Here is an 18,928-nt window from a genome sequence, read left to right as displayed (position 1 = left end):
ATTTGACTACTATTCCCTTGAAATTGTGAAAAATAACAGTTTACGGATTTTTTTATTGTATTCAATTTAAATGGTGATTGAGCCTAGTTGGCTTGACGATTATGCTTTTACAAAAAATCAACACAGAATTTTTTAAAAAAATAATCATTGTTTTTTGGACTATTTGGTGGCTAATAGCGCTCTGGACAGATATCGTAGGCCTCTTGGCTCACCTTGGTTTATTACAAAAAAGCTGGGCACCAGATACGAACTATCCTTTTCTTGTTGAATCATTAAAGATGTACAATCCACCTGTTTGGGTTCCTCCACTTTGCTTCGCTGGAATTTTGCTTTGGTCGTTACTGTCTACCCTGGCCTTTGGCTGGGTCTGTCTTAGTTTGAATCAATCAACGCCATGTTGGAGACATAGGGCAGATATAGCGTTTATTATCTCACTGAGCTACTGGCTGGTTTTTTTCCTCACTGACCAGTTGGTCATGAAATTCGATCTGGAGGAGAACCATATGGTGCAGGGTGGTTTTCAATTATTAACTTATTTGGCGCTTTATATACTTCCAGCCAAAGCAGAAAGTAATTTATCTAATCTGAATTTTTAACCAGCTTTTTCGTAAACAGCCTTCGCAATCTGTAGATCCTGTACTGCCAGGCCTGTTAAATCAGCAACAGTAATTTGCTTATCACTAGTGCGTCCTTTTTTCAGGCCGCCAATAATGGTTCCTAACTCAATCAATTGTGTTTTAGCAATAATTTTTTTACGTAAGGCATGCGCTGTATCCCCACGCTCAATACTCTGCGTGATACTGTCGGTAATAATTAGCTCTGCTACAGAAAAGATATTTTCATCCAATTCTTGTTTTAACGCTGTATCTGCGCCAATCGCTGTAATATGAGTACCTTCTCTAATTTGATTTGCAAAAAGGATTGGAGCAGAAGAAGGTGTCGTTGTGACAATGAGATTACAGCTATCTGTTAACATATCCATCGATTGAGTGATTTCTATTCGACAGTTTTCATTTTGCATTTGATTTTGAAACGCTAACAATTTAGCCCAACTCCTCCCCCATACAGTGACATCTTTACAAGAAACAATTTGTTGCAAAAAATAAAGCTGTAACCTCGCTTGCGTTCCCGTACCAACAATTCCGATTCTATTCACAGTACGAGGAGCAAGGTATTTGGCAACAATTGCACCCGCAACTGCTGTTCGCAAATCGGTTAAATACCCTTCATCAAGGAGAATGGCCTGCAACTCCCCGGTTTTTTGGTTAAAGAGCAACATCAAACCCTGGCTGGAGGGAAGGTTTAATTTAGGATTTTCATAAAATCCTGACGCTATTTTTACTACATAAAATTCATCACCGTTGATATAGCCGTATTTAATATGTACATCGCCAGGGGGATTAGTAAAACATAACTCCCCCACAGGCGGTATCACTGTATTCCCCAGGGAATAAGCAACAAAGCCTTCTTCCAGTTTGGGAATCAGGTTCACCTCATGAAGTAATTCTTTTATCTCAGCCAACTCAATGATTTTCATAGTATTAATCAAGTAACTTCCTCAAGATCTCCAGGCTGATATTTCCACCACTCAGAATAACCACTACATTTTTAGCATGAAATTGTTCAGCGCTTTTTATAAGGGCAGCCAGTGCTACCGCCGCCGCGCCCTCAATTAGAAGATGCTGTGTTTTGATGAGAGTAATGATTGCGTCTTTAATTTCTTCTTCAGATACCAGAATGTAGTCATCAACCAGTTTTTCGCAAAGCTCAAAGGTGATGGCATCTGGTTCAATCCCACCAGCTGTTGCATCAGAAAGGGTTGCCCTCGTTTCCAGATCTATGATTTGTCCTGCTTTTATGGATTCAGCCATAACAGGTGAATTCTTGGGTAAACAACCATAAATTTTTGTTTTTGCAGAAACGGCTTTCAGATAACCTGCAATCCCAGCTATTAGCCCACCGCCGCCGATAGGGACCAAAACCACATCGATCGGATCCAGTTGCCGAGCTAATTCCGCGGCAATTGTCCCTTGACCAGCGATAATTTGCGGATCATTGTAAGGCGAAATATAAATCATGTTGTGTTGCTCGGCATAATGACGGGCATACATTTCTGTTTGCATGCAGTCGGTTGCATAAAACTCCAGGGCAGCATCATAATTACGAATATTCTCTATCTTAGTTGAAGGAATATTTTCTGGAACAAAAACCATGCCGGGAAGATGTAATTTTTTAAGACCAAAAGCAACCGCAGCCCCATGATTTCCAGACGAAGCTGTAACCAGCCCCTGCTGTCGTTCTGATGAATTTAAAGAAAGTAATTTATTGAATGCGCCCCGTATTTTGAAAGAACCAGTGTATTGTAGATTTTCGCACTTTAAGTAAGTATTGGTATTAGTCATTCTGCTCAATGCAACAGAATAATCCAGCGGTGTTTCACGCACATGAGTCTGTATTCTCTTTTCTGCCTGTAGTATTTCATTTTTAATATCGAACATAACGGATCCTTACCCCTTAGTGATCAGACAAATAGTTATAAACGGTAGCCCGTGAAATATGGAGAATTTGGGCGATGTAGGTTGCAGCATGTTTGGCAGTAAAAGCACCGACTTGCTGCAGATGCTCAATGAGTTCTTTCTTTTCTTGCCGTTTTAACATTTCAAGAGTTAAATGATGTTCTGCTAGATAATTATGAATGTAATGATTAATACGCTCTTGCCAGTCTTCTTTAAATAAAGGATTTGGTTGTGGTATTAATTGCTCGCAACCAAGAAACTCTCCCATCACTGCCTGCATTCTTTCTAATTTGGAAATATCAAGGTTGATACATAACATACCAACAGCCTGATTTTTTTCATCACGAATAATACTGCTTACTGATTTAAGCTTACGTCTATCCCAATTTATTTTTTCATAAGGTCCAATACAATCTGACAAGGTTGCCATCTCTTCCTCTTCACTTAACAAGGAAGAATCCCCTACTCTTCTTTTAGAAAATGGATGATAAATTGCCACAATTCGATTGTCTTTTATATCGTGTATAACTACCTCCGCATAAGGATATAAGAGTCGTTGAATTGCTTCAGCGGTGGGTAGGAAGGCTTTAATTGCTTTTTTCATAGAATAATTTTTACAACCAAAAAAGATATTTTAGTCTAATTTAGACTGAAATGTCAAAATAAAATAAACATTCTGGTAAATTGCTAGAGATATTTGACCTGCGATCATTGATCTTTGTTATAGTAGTAACATTCGTCAATGCTTGATTACCTGATATTTCAGGAGCTTAACCATGAAACGTCTTTTTTTTTCTTCTTTCTTGTTATTTTTTTTCAGTAATACGGCTTTTGCCAGCTATACCATTAATGAGGTAAAAAATTACTATCAAATCAGCGGCAACACAGAACAAACCTTACGCGAGCAAATGGGTGAGTTAGGTCCTGTTATTAAAGGTCATCACTACGATGCGCAGACCATTTGGTATGTTACCTGGAATTATAACTGGCATTATAATCATCCCTCGCAAAATCCCTGTTATGTGAAAAATGTTACAGTCTCAGCCAATGTAACAAGCATTCTTCCAGCATGGAGCAATCAAAACTCCAGCACCCCTTATTTACAAAACAAATGGAATAATTATCTGAACAATTTGATCAAACATGAAGAAGGCCATGGAAATAATGGCAAACGAGCCGCTATGGAAATTGAGCAGGCCTTGCTTAATACGCCAGCGATGCCGAATTGTAATGTTTTGAAAACGGAGCTTAACATGAAGGCAAATGAGATCATCAGTAAACATAATGCCTGGGATACCCAGTATGATATGGAAACCAATCATGGTAAAAATCAAGGGGCTATTTTCCCCTAACCATGTACCCCACCATGCTCCCTATAACCAATGCGATGCGCCCACACTTAATCTATACTCAAGATTAGATTTAGCTATATCGAATATGGATATCCATGAAACAAACAGGGATTAGTATTGCAAGGCGGCGGGGCATTAGGAGCCTATGAATTTGGTGCTTTAAAACGCCTCTACGAGAATCATCAATTCTCACCAGATATTATTTCAGGGGTTTCTATTGGTGCCATCAATGCCATAGCATTGGTCGGTGCCAGAGAGGAACCAATTTCGACCCTCGAAGCAATGTGGGAAGAGCTCTCTGTTTTTCCCTTTCCCTTTAGTGAGAAACTAACCTCTTATCTGGCCTTGTTTGGTAATCAATCTTTTTTCCATCTGCGCACAGACTATTGGAACCTGGCTAATTGGACGAGTTTTTATTTTACTCAGCCTCTACAGCAATTATTAGACAAATACATTGATTTTAAAAAAGTGAATCATGCTGCCACTCGGCTAATTCTTACAGCAACAGATGTTGCAACAGGAAAAGTAAAAACATTCACAAATCAAGGCAAGGAACGTACGGGAATAACCCCCATGCATGTCTTGGCCAGCGGAAGCTTGCCTCCTGGTTTTCCAATGACAACTATTAAAGGCAAACATTATTGGGATGGGGGTTTATTTGAAAATACCCCTCTATCCCCTGTTTTGGAATGCCTTGATCCAAATCCTGCAGTAGAAAAACAGATTATTGTCATCAATCTTTTTCCCAGCCAAGGCAAAATACCTGACAATATGCTCGACGTTTTTGACAGAATTTTTGAAATTCAATTTTCTAATAAGATCAGATTTAATAAAGAGTTAACTGAAAAAATCAATGAATACATCGAAGCAATGGATGAAATTGAAAAAGTCATCCCAGCCAATAGCCCTATCAAACAACTACCAGGCTATCAACGTCTTATAAACTACAAGTATATTGAGAATATACTTTATATTGAAAATACCGATCCCGAAACTGTAAATGCCCCTTTTGATTTTTCGCCTAACACCATCCAAAAGCGAATCGCTACGGGCTATCGCGATGCGGACAAAGCTTTATCGAGAAGCTCTTAATCCAATGGCTTGTCCCCTTCAACGTCTCGAAAACTTAATACAGAGGCACCGACACGATGTAACTCTGCGCACCCTGAAGCTAGCAAAGCCATAAATTAACGCCATTGCTCTAATCTTTATAGACAACTGCCTGGTGTAGATACCCCTTCATTTTTAATGAACGATTCATTAACCATTCTTGAGAAATGAGTAATCTTAGCCGGAAGGAAAAAAAGCAGCTTGTTTGCGACAGTTTCATCTGCTTGTTTGGAAGAGGGATTCACTACGCTCTCAACACTACTTATTACCTCTGTCTCTATTTTGTTGCTTGTTCCCGAAGATGAATCGCATTCTTCACTCAACGTATCAAGACTCTCCAGCTCAACACTAAGTCGTCGTTGCCATTCATTAAATTCAAGTTGAATTCTGGTTAGGGTAGGTGCCAGTTCTATTTGCAAGGATTCGGGTAATTTTTCAAAGAGTCCTGAGACTTTATTAACAATCACCCCCTTCGTATCAAATGCATTTATTAGTGGCAACTCTCCTGCCAAGGTTAAGAATAAACTATAATCCTCGTGAACTTGTCGCAATCTGACAATTTCACGCGCGACTTTGTCCTGATTGAACTCTTCATGTCCCTCATCAAACGCTTGGTTCATTCGCAGCCATAGCGTTTGGTTTTTAAGTACGAATCCAATTAACAGACTGGTGCGGGCAAAATTCGCTTCATCCAGACAACATTTGGCAAGTTGTCTTCCAGGCATAGACAATAATGTATCTTGTAATTCCTGCATTAAACCTTGGTAAGCAATACCAAAAGATTCTAAAGAGTCCTTCAAAGCACCAAAAAGGAAATGAATGGCAGATGCTTTACCGAGTTCAGCTGAATTTTGAGTGTTTTGCAGTACCTTTATGAGAACAACCACATTAAAGCTATACGTTAAGACCATTTCAATAGCCTGCCAATAGGGCTGTACATCAGGACTGCGCTTTTCTGTGTAGGAAATGAAGCGAGGTGTTAAATCATCTTCCATGGTAAATAAACAACGGAGAAAATGACCAGTTCTATGAGAAGGTATAGAGCCTTCTCTATTAGCCGTTGATAATACCCCAGTTAAGATTTCAGCTTGCCGTAATAGACTGTTAGAAAAACCATTAAACTGTTTAACTAATTTGGCTAATTCTACGGTATTAAAATCGAAAATGCTTTTTTCATCAGATGCAGAAAGGATACTAAACCAAATTTTCATCTGTTCAGCAAAAGGAGTAACCAGATTTACCGGTAAAGCTATCGCTTTGGGTGTACTCTCCACAAACATAATTTGCGATAAGCTTGACTCAGCAGAAGCAACTGCAAAATCCCGTAAGCCTGTCATTTTTGTTAATCGGGTATGTAATATTTCCGCTAAATCACGAGAAAATTGTTGAGAATTACCTTCTTTGCCCAAAATTACTGCATTAAACGATTCTATACAAAGATACGCAGTCAGCTCTGTTCTGGTCTCATGATCCACTAGATCAACAGGCATTTGTTGCAATGCACAGGCAACCATATCGGCAAATCTTGCTTCATCTACTCGAGCCAGAAAGCTCTTTGCCTGTTCGGCGATAGCTGGAAATAACCCTTTGATTTTCTTGTAATTTAAAAAATAACCCTTTGTATAGCCTTTTGGATTGAACCATCCCTGATATTCAAACGGGTTTAAAAGATCCTCATTATTCTTTTTATGTCCAAAATAACGAAAGGCAGCACCCCAATCAATACGTGCAAATTGTATAAAATCAATCGCAAGAGCAGCAATCACTTCCAAACAAACGACATTACCACTATGAACACTGTTATCCCCTAAAAGCAAAGAAAACATCAGAATGACAGCAAGACCAAAATGCTGTCTTAGTTGCGTCAGTAATATATAGTACTGAGGCCCGCAAAACATTTCCCACAAAGGATCCCGATCTGAACCATCACGATAGCCAGTACCAATGATTTTAAATAATTCTTTGAATACAACTTTTGGCTGAATAAGGCCATAACTCCCATCTTCAAATTTAATAAAGTCTGCACAAATAAAAGAATCACGATAAATTTCATCAATCAATTCGCGCCTTATGAATTCCTTCAGCAACAGGCCAGCGAATAACTCAGTAAATAACTCTTTACGATCTTTGGGCTTTTTAATGAAAAACTCATTCCCATCTGGATCACGATAAAAACCGTCTACCTCAAGGTGGTTTTTACCGCCTTTCTTATTCTTGAACTTGGTCAACAGCTTATCATTATAATAGATTGGCATGGTTGGCTCTAATAAGATTCCTTAATCATTTTTATCGCTTCTTGTAGAAATTAGCAACAAATTAACGAGGGTTTCTTATATTTTTACTTTGCTGACTGCAAGTAGGTGATTGAAGTTCAGAAGTTCACTTCATCCACGCGTCAAAATCCTTTGTGGATAGGTTGTTTACCTTGATACTCTTTTGATTGCACATGATTGTACTCGTAGTGAATATCATTCTCAGTACCAGTGTGATCTACCGGCGTAGTGTCAAAACTCCCGCCATGATTACCAATAGTATACAAATCGCTCCCCGTACCTGGATTATAAGATTGTGGTGAACTGGCACCTGGTGGTTGTATTGGTGGTGAGGAAGCCCATACACTCGCGGAATTTATCAATGCAAAGACTGTCAATAACCCAAAAATTGTCAATATCCTCCTGGCCATTAATTTCTCCCTGAAAGAATGCCACCTCTAAATAAACTATAGCTGGAAATTATCGCTTCGTTTGACTGCCTATCTTTCAAAAGGCCCTGATTCGCCATCAAGGAGAAAAAAAATGTGCTATTAAAGAAATCTGACTGCCTATTCTATTTTCAAAAATTACAGTACACTGCAACCCCTGAATTGATCAGATAATTGAATTTCTCAACAGCGAACGATTTAGCATGAATAAATTAAAAGAAAATATTAGTCGTCTAATTTTTGTGGGACGCTGGCTGCAAACCCCTTTGTATTTTGGCCTCATGCTTATTTTAATCGCCTATGTTTATCGTTTTATCAAAGAATTATTTCATCTGGTTATCCACATCAATGGCTTTAATGATATTCAAATCATGTTGGGTGTCCTGGATTTAATTGATGTGGTTATGATAGCTAATCTACTCATTATGGTTGTTATGGGCGGCTATGAAACCTTCGTATCCAAACTGAATCTACATAATCATCCGGATCAACCTGAATGGCTTGACGAGTTAGATGCTGGTGCCATGAAAATTAAACTGGCACTCGCACTGATTGGGATTTCCTCAATCCATTTGTTGCGTACATTCATCGATCCGACTAAACAAACGAGTAATACAGTCATGTGGCAAGTTGTCATTCACTTGACTTTAGTGCTTTCCGCTTTAGCGATCGCCTACATTAATCGTTTATTGGCCAAAAGCCATCACTGATTATTTGGAAGATGGTACTCACTTTTTTATTTCGTTTAAGTAAAGCCTATAAAAAAATGGGAATTGGTTAGTATCATTTTTTTAAAATATTTAATTTCCTCATTTAAAAAATATTATTAAAGCGTATTATTCTAATATAAAAAAATAATATTAATATCAATGAATGAATACTTGCTCTTTGGATTAATTGGCTTTGGAGCCCAATTGATTGATGGCGGACTTGGTATGGGTTACGGACTCATCAGCATGACCGCGCTCATGGCCTTTGGTGTAGCGCCTTCAATGGCAAGTGCCGGCGTCCACACTGCAGAAATAGTTACTACCGCTGTTTCGGGGCTCTCACACATGATGTTTAAAAACATCGATCATAACCTGTTTCGCAGGCTTGTTATCCCAGGCATCCTGGGAGGTATTGCTGGCGCCCATCTGCTAACCAGAGCTCCGGAACAACTTATTAAACCTTTTCTGATGATTTATCTGTTTGTTATGGGTATTTACATCATCTACAAAGCCTTTCAGCAAAGCAGTTTATCAGAAAGACTCAGGAACTATATCCTCTATAAATTACTGCGGCGTGAAAAACCAGCGCAAAAAATTCACCGTCTTATCCCACTAGGCTTTGCCGGCGGCTTCCTGGACGCAGCAGGTGGCGGTGGTTGGGGCTCGATTGTCAACTCAGCCTTACTCGCTCAGGGTGAACCCCCCCGTTATACAATCGGTTCGGTTAATTTAGCTGAATTCCTGGTAACAACCAGTATCTCCGCCACTTTTTTTTCTACTATTGGACTCAAACACTGGCCAGTTATTATTGGTCTAATTTTAGGTGGTGCACTTGCAGCTCCTATTTCCGCTTATATGATTCGTATTATACCAGCGAAGATCCTGATGATTACTGTTGGTACCCTCATTATTCTCTTAAGTTTAAGAACTTTTTTCATGCTGTTATTAGGCTAAATGATTAAACGTTTCTATCGCATTTTTTGAGGCAAATTTGAGCCCTCACTTAGGTTGATTTTTATGAAAAGGACAAGCCAATTATTTTACAACTCCTTGATTTAATAGTGATTCCTTCTTGTGTAATTCGATAATGCTTTGTAGAATGAATAGTCAATCGGATAGATGATTACAGGAGTATTTATGAAGTTAAACAACAGTAAATTGAGTGTAGTGTTAATACTCTGTACAAGACTGGGAATGCAAGAAGTTCACGCAACTAATAATATACCTCTCTTTAACAATCTATCCTCCACTATTTATTCATCTTTTGTTGCAAGTGTAAGTAGCGGCCCTGTATGGGAAAATGGCGGAAGAACACAAACTTTTTTTCTCGCGCCCCAGATTGAAAAATCCTATGTAAAAAATGAGACAAGAGATGCTTTAGCAGAAGGTGAACTTTTTGTAGGAATACAAAAACCACTGCATGAGAATCAACTCCAAAGCCAAATGGGCCTTGCTGTAGTCACTACAGGTAATGCAAAATTATCAGGGTATATATGGGATGATGCCGACCCCCAATTTAATAATTATATTTACAACTACCGCTTAAAACATTCTCATATCGCCCTGAAAGGCAAGATTTTGCTCGATAGAGATTATGCTGTTATCCCCTGGATTAGCGGCAGTATAGGTGTTGGATTTAACGAAGCTTACCGTTTTACTAACATGCCAACAATTTTTGAGGCACTACCAACGCCCGATTTTGTATCTCATACCAAAACAACATTCACTTATAATCTTGGGGCTGGCGTACAAAAAGTATTAACCTCAAATTGGCATTGGCTACGAATTTGCGGATTGGGGAAAAAGCCAACTTGGCCAAGCTCCTGGACAAACGATGAGTACCGGCTTGACCCTGGATCATCTATATACCAATGGATTTCTGGTGAATATTACTTATCTCGCTTAGTGAATAGCGAAACGCTACTTTTCATGGTAGCAAGTTACTTTTTTAGGGATAAAGCCTTTCTCACTCATAATCGTTTGATCAAAGGTTACTTCACAACGAGTAATGTTTGCAGGTAAGGCTTGGGTAAGTTGTATAGCCGTCTGATTATAGCCGCACACAATATAAATATTATCATTGGGGGAGAAAGACCATTTAGCCATTCCCTTGTTGGCAAAATCGGGTTTCAGATTCGCTAAATCCTTAGGGTCACCTGCATAAAAAGCAATGCTGTTAAGGTAATAACTCCCTTTACTAACAACCTGACTCCAACCTGGATAAGCATTCATCAGGGTTTCCATTATATCGATTTCTTTTGGGCAGACAGGTGAAAAAACCGTGGCTGCAACCGCCATTGGCATACCAGCGATAAGACCTAAAATTGCTAAACGAAGGGTATAGTTTCTATCAATCAATTTGACCACCTATTAATACATGAAAACGATGAATTAACTCTACTGTGAGTTTAAAACAGCAATTGGTTAAAATTTGCCGAACTGTCTATAATTTAAAATAGCCCTAACGAACTAAGGACAGTAAACATGAACAGCCATTCTGTTAAAAACATTGGCTTGCTGCCTACACTCGCAGTCTCTTTTTTATTGTTTTTAACTGCAGCTTATACGTCAAATTCTCATGCAGCTCCAATCCAAAATCAAAAACCAAGCGCAACTAAGAACATGGAACTAGCCTATTTCCAAGTTTATCGCAACTACCCGCGATATTACTACTATGGTCGCAGCTATTACCGTCCTGGTTATTACTATCGTCCAGGGCCTGTTTACTGGCGTGGCTCGGGACCTTATTATGGTGTACGTTGCCAAAAAAACTGTTATGTTAATCGCTATGGGGCTGTTGTTCGTTGTGTAAGAAGTTGTTATTAATTTCCTGATAAATAGTATTGCGGCTCAAAAAACTACGGGGGAACAGGTAAGAACCATCCCTTCCCCCAAGGCCGGCTTTTCCTCTGGAACTACGGACTGCCAAAACCAGGGGTTGCCTTTAGTATTGGATGTTAATAAATTAACAACATCTCTCTCCCTCTTTAAAGCAGGACGCTCTCCATCCTCTGCTATGGCGGCTGGGTTACAAACAACGCTATCTTTTTTTCCTACAACTTTTTCATAAACCTCTCGTAAGGCATTAGGAAACCAGGGTAATGGCCTTGTCTGAGTATTTAAAATACCTTGTATCATTTTTTCCTTGGCAGCAAGTTGTTGAAAAGAGGAATGCTTGGGTTCAATTTCACTCTGATTCTCTCCCAGCACTTCACTAAACCCGGTGAGATCTCTAATCAACATTAAGATACAGGGTAGATCGTGATAGGGTTTTCGCCCATTCGCAAGCTCCTTACGTAGAACTTGGAAGGCTTTTAAAGGTGCAATGAGTGTTTCTAGTTCTAAAAATTGATTTCGGTAAATTTCCGGTAAATGAGCCACCAGTTTTAATTTAATATCCATTTGTATCAACACACCAACAACCACATTAACGCCTTCATAACAGCCTTGTTGACGCAACATCTCTGCTGTTGTAAGCCATCGTTGAAAAGCCTGAAGCTGGGTGGCTTGACTAGAATGCTGAGAGACATTTTGACGAATGAAATCTTCTAATTTATTCCTTACCTTAAAAAAATTAGCAACCTCTGGGCTTGCTTTTTCAGGTTGTGCAAAACCAGAGGGATTTTCAAAGTCGGAAGCCTTTAATTTTTTAAAGGCTTCCGTTAAAATGTAATCTACCAGCCTTGCATGTTGCAAGATGATTTTGCTACCCAGATAACTGTATATTGCACGTGCTTTTTTATTGTTTTCAACCGCTTTTTTTACAGCAGGTTCGCTTGCCTTCTGATCCCATTCTTTTGTAGTCAGCTTCTTATCAAGAAAATTACCATTCTGTAGGAACCAATCAAGAAAATAATTTTTAGATCCACTGGAAGCCGACATGCTTAAACCTCCGTTAAAATTTGATTATTTAAAGAATGATTTTTTAAGCAAAATAGTCAATAAGCCTTTTACTGACTCTAGCTGTTAATGACGTAGTGGCAAGTACTTGTTCATCATTGACTTCCTGATCAACCCGTATTTTTTCATCGTACTGCGGGGATTGTTGTCTATGATTATTATTTGACTCAATATTGACCTGCGACAAATTGATACCTTGTTCAGCCATCATATCCCGCAATCGCGGGAGGGCTTGTTCAATCAAATCCCTGACAGGTGCTGAGTGAGTCGTAATATTGACAGTAGCAGCTTCTTTAACCACTTTAATACTGACTTCCAATGGACCTAGCTCCTGCGGATTTAATTTTATAGTCGCACTTTTAATTTTTTGTTGGCCTAGCCAGATTATCTGCTGATTAAATTCGTTTCCCCACTCGGGATTCACGACACTCTGTGACAATTCAATCACCTTGGCTGGAACTGTTACAGTAGTCGGGGTCTGCATATTTGGATGATTAGTCAAGGCAGGCATTATAGCTGCCAGATTTTTGTCACTTCGTTGTTCTATCACGAACATTTCATTGTCTTCGGAGGCCGACTCTAATAAATTTTTCTCGGAGACTACTGATGGAATAGTACTTTCTGAATTCCTAATTTGCTCAAAAAGAGTCTGTAAATGAGTCGTATTACTTGAATAATCACTCGTTGGCTTTACAAGTGACAACTCTTGTGTGATTGGCTTATCCAATTTAACTGCCGTGGATTCCCCTGTTACCTCGTTTCCTCTTTCAGGTGTTATTAAGGGAAGCTTTCCTATTTCCTGTCCCTTCAAGGCTTGTTGGTTGCTTGGTATAAGCTGATTAACAGAGACCGCTACTTCCTCCAGGGAAAGTTCCAAATTCACCCCAGGTGCTTCGAAAGAAGAGGCATTAAACCAAGCTAATTGTGGGTTATCAACGGTTATTAAATCGATTTCGTCTTTCTGTTCGTTTATTTTATTGGATGTTTCAATAGATTTTTCTTCATCAATGGTTTGATTGATGTAACCATTGTCACCAAATTCCGTTGTATTAATCAATTCCATCTGCTCAGGAGATTCAGTACCAGGCTTTTCTTGCTGGTTAATATTTTTTTCTTGATTTATAACGCCAGATGCACTAACTTCGTCAAGCAATAAATGCTCTAAAATAGCGATAAATGCCGTATTATCTTGCAAGCTTTTATCACCCTCTATTGCATCATTTTCACATGCCAAATCAAGCTCTTTGGCAGTTGGTTGTATAGAGGCTAACTGGATTAAATCAACCATGGGCAAACTCCCTGTAATCTTACATTAGTTAGCAAAATACATACCAGTTTTTTCAAATAATAACTTTCTTTTCCACCACCTTTATTTTACCTCTAACGTCAAGGACTTGTTAAAAGTTATTACCTGGCTGTAAATTATGGTAGCAGCTCATTTTGACAATTGTTTGAGCATGTTAATCTGCTTGCGTTAAAATTCATCGCGAGATACTCATGGGATATTTTTTTAGAGCAAGACCACAAAAAACTCAAGACGATGCGCAAAAGCTTTTAGTTGAGGCTTTTCAAAAACTGCAGGCTTATCAATACGCTATGAGTTGGCAATCTGTCATTAACCAGATCCGGGAAAAACAACTTGTTATCCAACAACAAATTGCACAGGCCGACAACCAAACAACAAAAGAAAAATTGATTGGCTCTTATTTTCTTTTTGCCGAGACATTGACAGGCTGTATCGATGCCCCAGCTGAGCAGCAAACCTTGGTAAGGAATTACCATAAATCACCCGATTATTACCATATTGGTGGCGACAAAGGACAATATTCTTACACTTTTATAGACAATGTGATGACTAAGCTAACCCAAATGAGTACTACGATGCTTGTTTGCAGTTTAATTGCCTTGCCCTTTGATCTAACGGGCAGTCTCATTCTGCTAGGCCTTGCTATTTTCATTTTAGCGCCTACCCTTTTTTATGTTATTGCGGAAACAAACGCGAATAAACTCGAAGTTCAACAGGAAGAACGGGCCTTGTTTGCCTCAGTGACCGCTTTAGTCCATCCTGTGGCTCCAACAGAAGATAAAGTCCCTGCTGATGGACAGCAAGCAAGTATGCCATTCATGGGCAGCTAAAACGAAGCTATGCCCAAGCACGTCTTGTTACGGTATGAAAAAATTGGCCTTGGAACAAAAAGTGGCACGATTTGGTCAGTGCCACTTTTTACGTATAAAGAAAAGTTAATTAGCCCCCGATAGCCTCATGAAACTTTGCTGAATTTCAGCTATCATTACTGTTTTGAACTCAATGGAGTCAGTATATGCAAGTGGGTCAAGACAGCCTCTCGACTGAGAGCCAATTACAAGTAGATGGCAAAACTTATCACTACTATAGCCTGAAAGAAGCAGAAAAAAAGCATTTTAAAGGTATTAACCGCTTACCCTACTCTCTTAAAGTATTATTTGAAAATTTACTCCGTTTTGAAGACGGTCATACAGTAACCACAGACGACATTAAAGCAATTGCCGACTGGTTAGATAAAAAATCATCTCACCATGAAATTGCTTATCGACCTGCCAGAGTGTTAATGCAAGACTTTACCGGTGTTCCAGCTGTCGTTGATCTTGCTGCCATGCGTGATGCTTTGGAAAAAATGGGTGGTGATGCCAAGAAAATATCCCCGCTTTCCCCTGTTGATCTGGTTATTGACCATTCTGTAATGGTGGATAAATTTGCCAGTCCAGATGCACTTAGAATCAATACAGAAATTGAAATTGAGCGTAATAAAGAACGTTATGAGTTTTTGCGCTGGGGCCAAAAAGCCTTTGCCAATTTTCAGGTTGTTCCCCCAGGTACTGGTATCTGTCACCAAGTCAACCTGGAATATTTGGGTAAAACGGTTTGGTCTAGCAAGCATAACGGAAATTTATATGCCTATCCCGATACACTCGTCGGTACTGATTCACACACCACAATGATTAATGGCTTAGGTGTATTAGGCTGGGGAGTGGGCGGTATCGAAGCCGAGGCAGCTATGCTTGGTCAACCGGTCTCTATGCTGATTCCTGAAGTCGTTGGCTTTAAATTAACCGGTAAGCTTAAAGAAGGTATTACAGCAACCGATCTGGTACTAACTGTTACCCAAATGCTGCGAAAAAAAGGGGTAGTAGGAAAATTCGTTGAATTCTATGGCCCAGGCCTGACTGATTTGCCTCTCGCTGATCGCGCCACGATCTCTAATATGGCGCCTGAATACGGTGCGACCTGCGGCTTTTTCCCAGTAGACAAAGAAACCTTACGTTATATGGAATTAACCGGACGTGATGCCCATACCATTGCTTTGGTTGAAACCTACTGTAAAGCACAAGGTTTATGGTACGACAGTCAAGCAGAAGATCCAGTTTTTACTGATACCCTCCATCTTGATTTAACAACCGTTGAGCCCTCTTTAGCTGGTCCGAAACGCCCACAAGACAAAGTTAATTTAAAAACCTTAGGTCACGAATTTGACGTCTTTCTGGAAGAAGTCGGCAAGGCAAAAGAAAAGGGAAAAGCCTTTCCAGTCAAAAACAATACGTTTGAAATGCATCATGGTAATGTTGTGATTGCCGCTATAACCAGTTGTACCAATACCTCTAATCCCAGCGTACTGATGGCTGCAGGCCTAGTTGCTAAAAAGGCAATTGAAAAAGGCCTCTCACGCAAACCCTGGGTCAAATCATCGTTGGCTCCCGGTTCAAAAGTAGTCACTGACTATTTGCGCCATGCCGGTTTACAAACTTATTTAGATCAACTTGGCTTCAATCTAGTGGGTTATGGTTGTACTACCTGTATAGGCAACTCAGGTCCGTTGCCTGATGACATTGCCCATTGTGTGACTGATAACGACCTCGTAGTCTGCTCTGTTCTTTCTGGTAATCGAAACTTCGAAGGCAGAGTTCATCCACAAGTGCGGGCCAACTGGCTGGCATCACCTCCGCTCGTTGTTGCTTATGCATTGAGCGGTACCACGTGTATTGATCTAAGCCAGGATCCACTGGGACAAGATACTGATGGCAACGATGTATTCCTCAAAGATATCTGGCCAAGTAATGCGGAAGTCGCAGCAGCAGTTGCTCAAGTATCTGGTACAATGTTTCGTAAGGAATACGCTGAAGTATTTCAAGGTGATGAACACTGGCAAGCGATTAAAACAAGCAGCGGATCTACTTATAGTTGGGATGCCAATTCTACCTATATCCAGCATCCGCCCTTTTTTGAAAATCTTTCAGCCAAACCACAGGCAATTAAGCCAGTAACTAAAGCTTATGTCTTGGCGCTTTTAGGCGACTCGATTACTACTGATCATATTTCGCCTGCCGGCTCAATTAAAGCAAACTCCCCTGCCGGCTTATACCTGAAATCCAAGGGGGTGAGTGAGTCTGACTTTAATTCTTATGGCTCACGCCGCGGCAATCATGAGGTCATGATGCGAGGAACTTTCGCCAATATACGCATTCGCAATGAAATGACCCCTGAGGTTGAAGGCGGTGTTACTCGCCATATCCCTTCAGACAAAATCATGTCAATCTATGATGCATCCATGCTGTATCAAAAAGAACATCAACAGCTTGTTGTTATCGCTGGGAAGGAATACGGTACAGGCTCATCACGAGATTGGGCAGCAAAAGGGACAAACCTCCTGGGTGTTAAAGCAGTAATTGCTGAGAGTTTCGAACGCATCCACCGTTCCAACCTGATTGGTATGGGTGTCCTGCCCCTGCAATTCCTTGAAGGTACAACAAGAAAAACTTTACAACTTAATGGTTCCGAGCGCATCAGCATTGCTGTTGATGATTCACTAAAACCTGGAGCAAAACTAACCATGGTTATCGCACGACAAGATGGTAGTGAAAACAAAGTAGAGGTACTCTGTCGTATCGATACAGCCAATGAATTGGAATACTACCGTCATGGAGGAATCTTGCAGTATGTATTACGCAATTTAATCTGATCTTTCAGGGACTGTGGAGTCTTATAAATTTCACAGTCCCTTAGCCCTTTTATGGGTTTCCAAAGGCTGTGCAGATTGATTTTATAAAGGTAAACTGCTAAATTTCCCCGCTTACAAATTTACCTAATTATTCTGCATGATCAGACACCGCCAATTGTCTTAGCTGCATCCACTAAGGACCCCGCATGCGTTCTTCTAAAAAAGTTCTGTCGGTTTTTTCTCTAGTTATGATCAATGTGATTGCAGTTGATAGTTTGCGCACGCTTCCTATCAGTGCCAAATTAGGCCTGCCTTTAGTTGCTTATTATCTAGTTGCGGCAATCACTTTTTTTATTCCTATTGCGCTGGTTGCCGCTGAATTAGCAACAGCATATCCTAATACAGGCGGCCTTTATGTTTGGGTACGTGAAGCATTTGGTCGTCGTGCTGGCTTTATTACCATTTGGCTGCAATGGATTTATAATGTGGTCTGGTATCCAACGATTCTCGCTTTTATAGCAGCGACTTTATCCTATCTTTTTGCACCCGAGCTTGCTAATAATAAAGCCTATCTTCTCACTACTGTTTTGAGCCTTTTTTGGCTTTTTACCTTACTTAATTGTTTTGGTATGAGGCTATCGAGTATCGTTAGTATTATTGGTGCTAGTCTTGGCACGATTTTGCCTATGGTGGGTATCAGCATTTTAGGCGCCATTTGGTTTTTTCAAGGCCGCCCGCTTACTGCAGATATGCCCTCATCCTGGCTCCCGGATTTCAGTTCGATAGGAAATTTATCCCTTTTTTCAGCGGTATTATTTGGCTTACTCGGGATGGAAATGTCTGCTGTACATGCAGAAGAAGTTAAAAACCCCCAACGCGATTACCCTCGCGCCATTTTATATTCAGCTATCCTTATTTTCGCCACCCTGGTAGGCGGCTCCCTGGCGATTGTTCTTGTAGTACCTAATCATCAATTAAGTGTGGTTTCCGGCTTGATTGATGCCTATGCCATATTCTTTGATTCTTACCATATGCCCTGGATGACTCCTTTGATTGCAGTGTTCATTATTCTCGGAGGCTTAAGTGGTGTATCAGCATGGATTATTGGGCCAACTAAAGGGTTACTGGTATCTGCACTGGATGGTTCTCTACCGCAACTATTTGCCAAGGTTAACCGCTATGGAGCTCCTGTAGCTATTTTAATTACCCAGGGTATTATTTTTACTCTTTTAAGCTCTGTATTCATCTTACTGGATTCAATTAATGCTGCTTATTGGCTACTGAGTGATCTCAGTGCCCAAATGGCTTTATTAGTGTATATTTTCATGTTTGCTGCAGCAATAAAATTGCGTTACAGCAAACCTGATCAACCACGCAGCTATAAAATACCCGGAGGAAACCTGGTTATGTGGTTAGTAGCTGGTATTGGGCTTATTTGTTGTCTTGTTGCAATGGTTATAGGTTTTGTACCACCAACACAAATTCCAATTAATAATATTTTCTTTTTTGAGATGTTTTTATTTGGCGGTTTATTTCTCTTTGTGGCACTGCCTTGGTGGTTTGCTAAAAAACACGATGAGGCCTTTGATAAAACCCATCCCAACCATTATATCGACTAGAGGTTACCTACATTTCTACTATCTTGACGCTTACGACTTGATATCTG

The 18,928-nt window shown here is 40.0% G+C and carries 18 protein-coding genes; 10 read left to right on the top strand and 8 right to left on the bottom strand.

What is annotated here, in order from left to right; all coding sequences use genetic code 11:
• Positions 1 to 101: 101 nt before the first annotated feature.
• Positions 102 to 596: a hypothetical protein gene (locus Lfee_RS04975; RefSeq protein ID WP_058444488.1), complete on the top strand. Its 495-nt coding sequence runs from the start codon at positions 102 to 104 to the stop codon at positions 594 to 596.
• On the opposite strand, the gene Lfee_RS04970 is transcribed toward Lfee_RS04975, so the two are convergent.
• The 3 genes from Lfee_RS04970 to Lfee_RS04960 are packed head-to-tail and all read right to left on the bottom strand — an operon-like array spanning position 593 to position 3,120.
• Positions 593 to 1,549 (bottom strand): Rossmann-fold NAD(P)-binding domain-containing protein, encoded by a 957-nt coding sequence (locus Lfee_RS04970; RefSeq protein ID WP_202972485.1) that lies wholly within the window; start codon positions 1,547 to 1,549, stop codon positions 593 to 595. The genes Lfee_RS04975 and Lfee_RS04970 overlap by 4 nt on opposite strands.
• The gene (locus tag Lfee_RS04965) at positions 1,542 to 2,498 is read right to left on the bottom strand and encodes a threonine/serine dehydratase (protein ID WP_058444485.1); all 957 of its coding nucleotides are present in this window, start codon (positions 2,496 to 2,498) and stop codon (positions 1,542 to 1,544) included. Before Lfee_RS04965 ends, Lfee_RS04970 begins: the two co-directional genes overlap by 8 nt.
• Positions 2,499 to 2,514: 16 nt before the next feature.
• Positions 2,515 to 3,120 (bottom strand): helix-turn-helix transcriptional regulator, encoded by a 606-nt coding sequence (locus tag Lfee_RS04960; protein ID WP_058444483.1) that lies wholly within the window; start codon positions 3,118 to 3,120, stop codon positions 2,515 to 2,517.
• A 172-nt stretch (positions 3,121 to 3,292) separates the two neighbouring features.
• Between Lfee_RS04960 and Lfee_RS04955 the strand changes: the two genes are divergently transcribed.
• Positions 3,293 to 3,868: a DUF922 domain-containing Zn-dependent protease gene (locus Lfee_RS04955; protein ID WP_064088306.1), complete on the top strand. Its 576-nt coding sequence runs from the start codon at positions 3,293 to 3,295 to the stop codon at positions 3,866 to 3,868.
• Between the two features lie 117 nt (positions 3,869 to 3,985).
• Positions 3,986 to 4,960: a patatin-like phospholipase family protein gene (locus Lfee_RS04950; RefSeq protein WP_058444481.1), complete on the top strand. Its 975-nt coding sequence runs from the start codon at positions 3,986 to 3,988 to the stop codon at positions 4,958 to 4,960.
• 116 nt (positions 4,961 to 5,076) lie between these two features.
• Here the strand turns inward: Lfee_RS04950 and Lfee_RS04945 are convergent, their stop codons facing one another.
• Together Lfee_RS04945 and Lfee_RS04940 are read right to left on the bottom strand one after the other, a co-directional pair.
• On the bottom strand, positions 5,077 to 7,233 hold the full coding sequence (locus Lfee_RS04945) for a LepB GTPase-activating domain-containing protein (protein ID WP_058444479.1): 2,157 nt from the start codon (positions 7,231 to 7,233) through the stop codon (positions 5,077 to 5,079).
• A 140-nt stretch (positions 7,234 to 7,373) separates the two neighbouring features.
• Positions 7,374 to 7,661, bottom strand: a complete 288-nt coding sequence (locus tag Lfee_RS04940) for a hypothetical protein (protein ID WP_058444477.1) — start codon at positions 7,659 to 7,661, stop codon at positions 7,374 to 7,376.
• A 221-nt stretch (positions 7,662 to 7,882) separates the two neighbouring features.
• On the opposite strand from Lfee_RS04940, the gene Lfee_RS04935 reads away from it, so the two are divergent.
• From Lfee_RS04935 to Lfee_RS04925, 3 genes are all read left to right on the top strand, one after another.
• The gene (locus tag Lfee_RS04935; RefSeq protein ID WP_058444475.1) at positions 7,883 to 8,389 is read left to right on the top strand and encodes a TIGR00645 family protein; all 507 of its coding nucleotides are present in this window, start codon (positions 7,883 to 7,885) and stop codon (positions 8,387 to 8,389) included.
• Positions 8,390 to 8,548: 159 nt separating this feature from the next.
• The gene (locus tag Lfee_RS04930; protein WP_064088305.1) at positions 8,549 to 9,343 is read left to right on the top strand and encodes a sulfite exporter TauE/SafE family protein; all 795 of its coding nucleotides are present in this window, start codon (positions 8,549 to 8,551) and stop codon (positions 9,341 to 9,343) included.
• A 183-nt stretch (positions 9,344 to 9,526) separates the two neighbouring features.
• Positions 9,527 to 10,411 (top strand): hypothetical protein, encoded by an 885-nt coding sequence (locus tag Lfee_RS04925; protein ID WP_058444471.1) that lies wholly within the window; start codon positions 9,527 to 9,529, stop codon positions 10,409 to 10,411.
• On the opposite strand, the gene Lfee_RS16650 is transcribed toward Lfee_RS04925, so the two are convergent.
• Complete coding sequence (locus Lfee_RS16650; RefSeq protein ID WP_082646575.1) at positions 10,310 to 10,747, bottom strand: STY0301 family protein; 438 nt, start codon at positions 10,745 to 10,747, stop codon at positions 10,310 to 10,312. The genes Lfee_RS04925 and Lfee_RS16650 overlap by 102 nt on opposite strands.
• Positions 10,748 to 10,873: 126 nt before the next feature.
• On the opposite strand from Lfee_RS16650, the gene Lfee_RS04920 reads away from it, so the two are divergent.
• The gene (locus tag Lfee_RS04920; protein ID WP_058444469.1) at positions 10,874 to 11,215 is read left to right on the top strand and encodes a hypothetical protein; all 342 of its coding nucleotides are present in this window, start codon (positions 10,874 to 10,876) and stop codon (positions 11,213 to 11,215) included.
• Positions 11,216 to 11,239: 24 nt separating this feature from the next.
• On the opposite strand, the gene Lfee_RS04915 is transcribed toward Lfee_RS04920, so the two are convergent.
• Both Lfee_RS04915 and Lfee_RS04910 read right to left on the bottom strand, forming a co-directional pair.
• The gene (locus Lfee_RS04915) at positions 11,240 to 12,271 is read right to left on the bottom strand and encodes a RasGEF domain-containing protein (protein WP_058444467.1); all 1,032 of its coding nucleotides are present in this window, start codon (positions 12,269 to 12,271) and stop codon (positions 11,240 to 11,242) included.
• Positions 12,272 to 12,314: 43 nt separating this feature from the next.
• Positions 12,315 to 13,577 (bottom strand): flagellar hook-length control protein FliK, encoded by a 1,263-nt coding sequence (locus tag Lfee_RS04910; protein WP_058444465.1) that lies wholly within the window; start codon positions 13,575 to 13,577, stop codon positions 12,315 to 12,317.
• Between the two features lie 209 nt (positions 13,578 to 13,786).
• Here Lfee_RS04910 and Lfee_RS04905 point away from each other — a divergent pair, with 209 nt between their 5' ends.
• From Lfee_RS04905 to Lfee_RS04895, 3 genes are all read left to right on the top strand, one after another.
• Positions 13,787 to 14,425, top strand: a complete 639-nt coding sequence (locus tag Lfee_RS04905) for a lpg1689 family Dot/Icm T4SS effector (protein WP_058444463.1) — start codon at positions 13,787 to 13,789, stop codon at positions 14,423 to 14,425.
• Positions 14,426 to 14,610: 185 nt separating this feature from the next.
• Positions 14,611 to 17,283, top strand: coding sequence for an aconitate hydratase AcnA (gene acnA, locus Lfee_RS04900; RefSeq protein ID WP_058444462.1), 2,673 nt, complete (start codon positions 14,611 to 14,613; stop codon positions 17,281 to 17,283).
• A 185-nt stretch (positions 17,284 to 17,468) separates the two neighbouring features.
• Positions 17,469 to 18,881 carry an APC family permease gene (locus tag Lfee_RS04895; protein WP_058444460.1) on the top strand — a complete coding sequence of 471 codons (1,413 nt, stop codon included), beginning with the start codon at positions 17,469 to 17,471 and terminating at the stop codon, positions 18,879 to 18,881.
• Positions 18,882 to 18,928 lie beyond the last annotated feature (47 nt).

The organism is Legionella feeleii, from assembly GCF_001467625.1.
GTDB lineage: Bacteria > Pseudomonadota > Gammaproteobacteria > Legionellales > Legionellaceae > Tatlockia > Tatlockia feeleii.
This window is presented reverse-complemented; position numbering and strand designations above follow the sequence as displayed.

Excerpts from the sequence above, each read along its gene's own strand:
- Lfee_RS04975 (WP_058444488.1), top strand. The coding sequence starts at position 102 with ATGCTTTTACAAAAAATCAACACAGAATTTTTTAAAAAAATAATCATT.
- Lfee_RS04965 (WP_058444485.1), bottom strand. The coding sequence starts at position 2,498 with ATGTTCGATATTAAAAATGAAATACTACAGGCAGAAAAGAGAATACAG.
- Lfee_RS04960 (WP_058444483.1), bottom strand. The coding sequence starts at position 3,120 with ATGAAAAAAGCAATTAAAGCCTTCCTACCCACCGCTGAAGCAATTCAA.
- Lfee_RS04955 (WP_064088306.1), top strand. The coding sequence starts at position 3,293 with ATGAAACGTCTTTTTTTTTCTTCTTTCTTGTTATTTTTTTTCAGTAAT.
- Lfee_RS04945 (WP_058444479.1), bottom strand. The coding sequence starts at position 7,233 with ATGCCAATCTATTATAATGATAAGCTGTTGACCAAGTTCAAGAATAAG.
- Lfee_RS04940 (WP_058444477.1), bottom strand. The coding sequence starts at position 7,661 with ATGGCCAGGAGGATATTGACAATTTTTGGGTTATTGACAGTCTTTGCA.
- Lfee_RS04935 (WP_058444475.1), top strand. The coding sequence starts at position 7,883 with ATGAATAAATTAAAAGAAAATATTAGTCGTCTAATTTTTGTGGGACGC.
- Lfee_RS04930 (WP_064088305.1), top strand. The coding sequence starts at position 8,549 with ATGAATGAATACTTGCTCTTTGGATTAATTGGCTTTGGAGCCCAATTG.
- Lfee_RS04925 (WP_058444471.1), top strand. The coding sequence starts at position 9,527 with ATGAAGTTAAACAACAGTAAATTGAGTGTAGTGTTAATACTCTGTACA.
- Lfee_RS04920 (WP_058444469.1), top strand. The coding sequence starts at position 10,874 with ATGAACAGCCATTCTGTTAAAAACATTGGCTTGCTGCCTACACTCGCA.
- Lfee_RS04915 (WP_058444467.1), bottom strand. The coding sequence starts at position 12,271 with ATGTCGGCTTCCAGTGGATCTAAAAATTATTTTCTTGATTGGTTCCTA.
- Lfee_RS04910 (WP_058444465.1), bottom strand. The coding sequence starts at position 13,577 with ATGGTTGATTTAATCCAGTTAGCCTCTATACAACCAACTGCCAAAGAG.
- Lfee_RS04905 (WP_058444463.1), top strand. The coding sequence starts at position 13,787 with ATGGGATATTTTTTTAGAGCAAGACCACAAAAAACTCAAGACGATGCG.
- acnA (WP_058444462.1), top strand. The coding sequence starts at position 14,611 with ATGCAAGTGGGTCAAGACAGCCTCTCGACTGAGAGCCAATTACAAGTA.
- Lfee_RS04895 (WP_058444460.1), top strand. The coding sequence starts at position 17,469 with ATGCGTTCTTCTAAAAAAGTTCTGTCGGTTTTTTCTCTAGTTATGATC.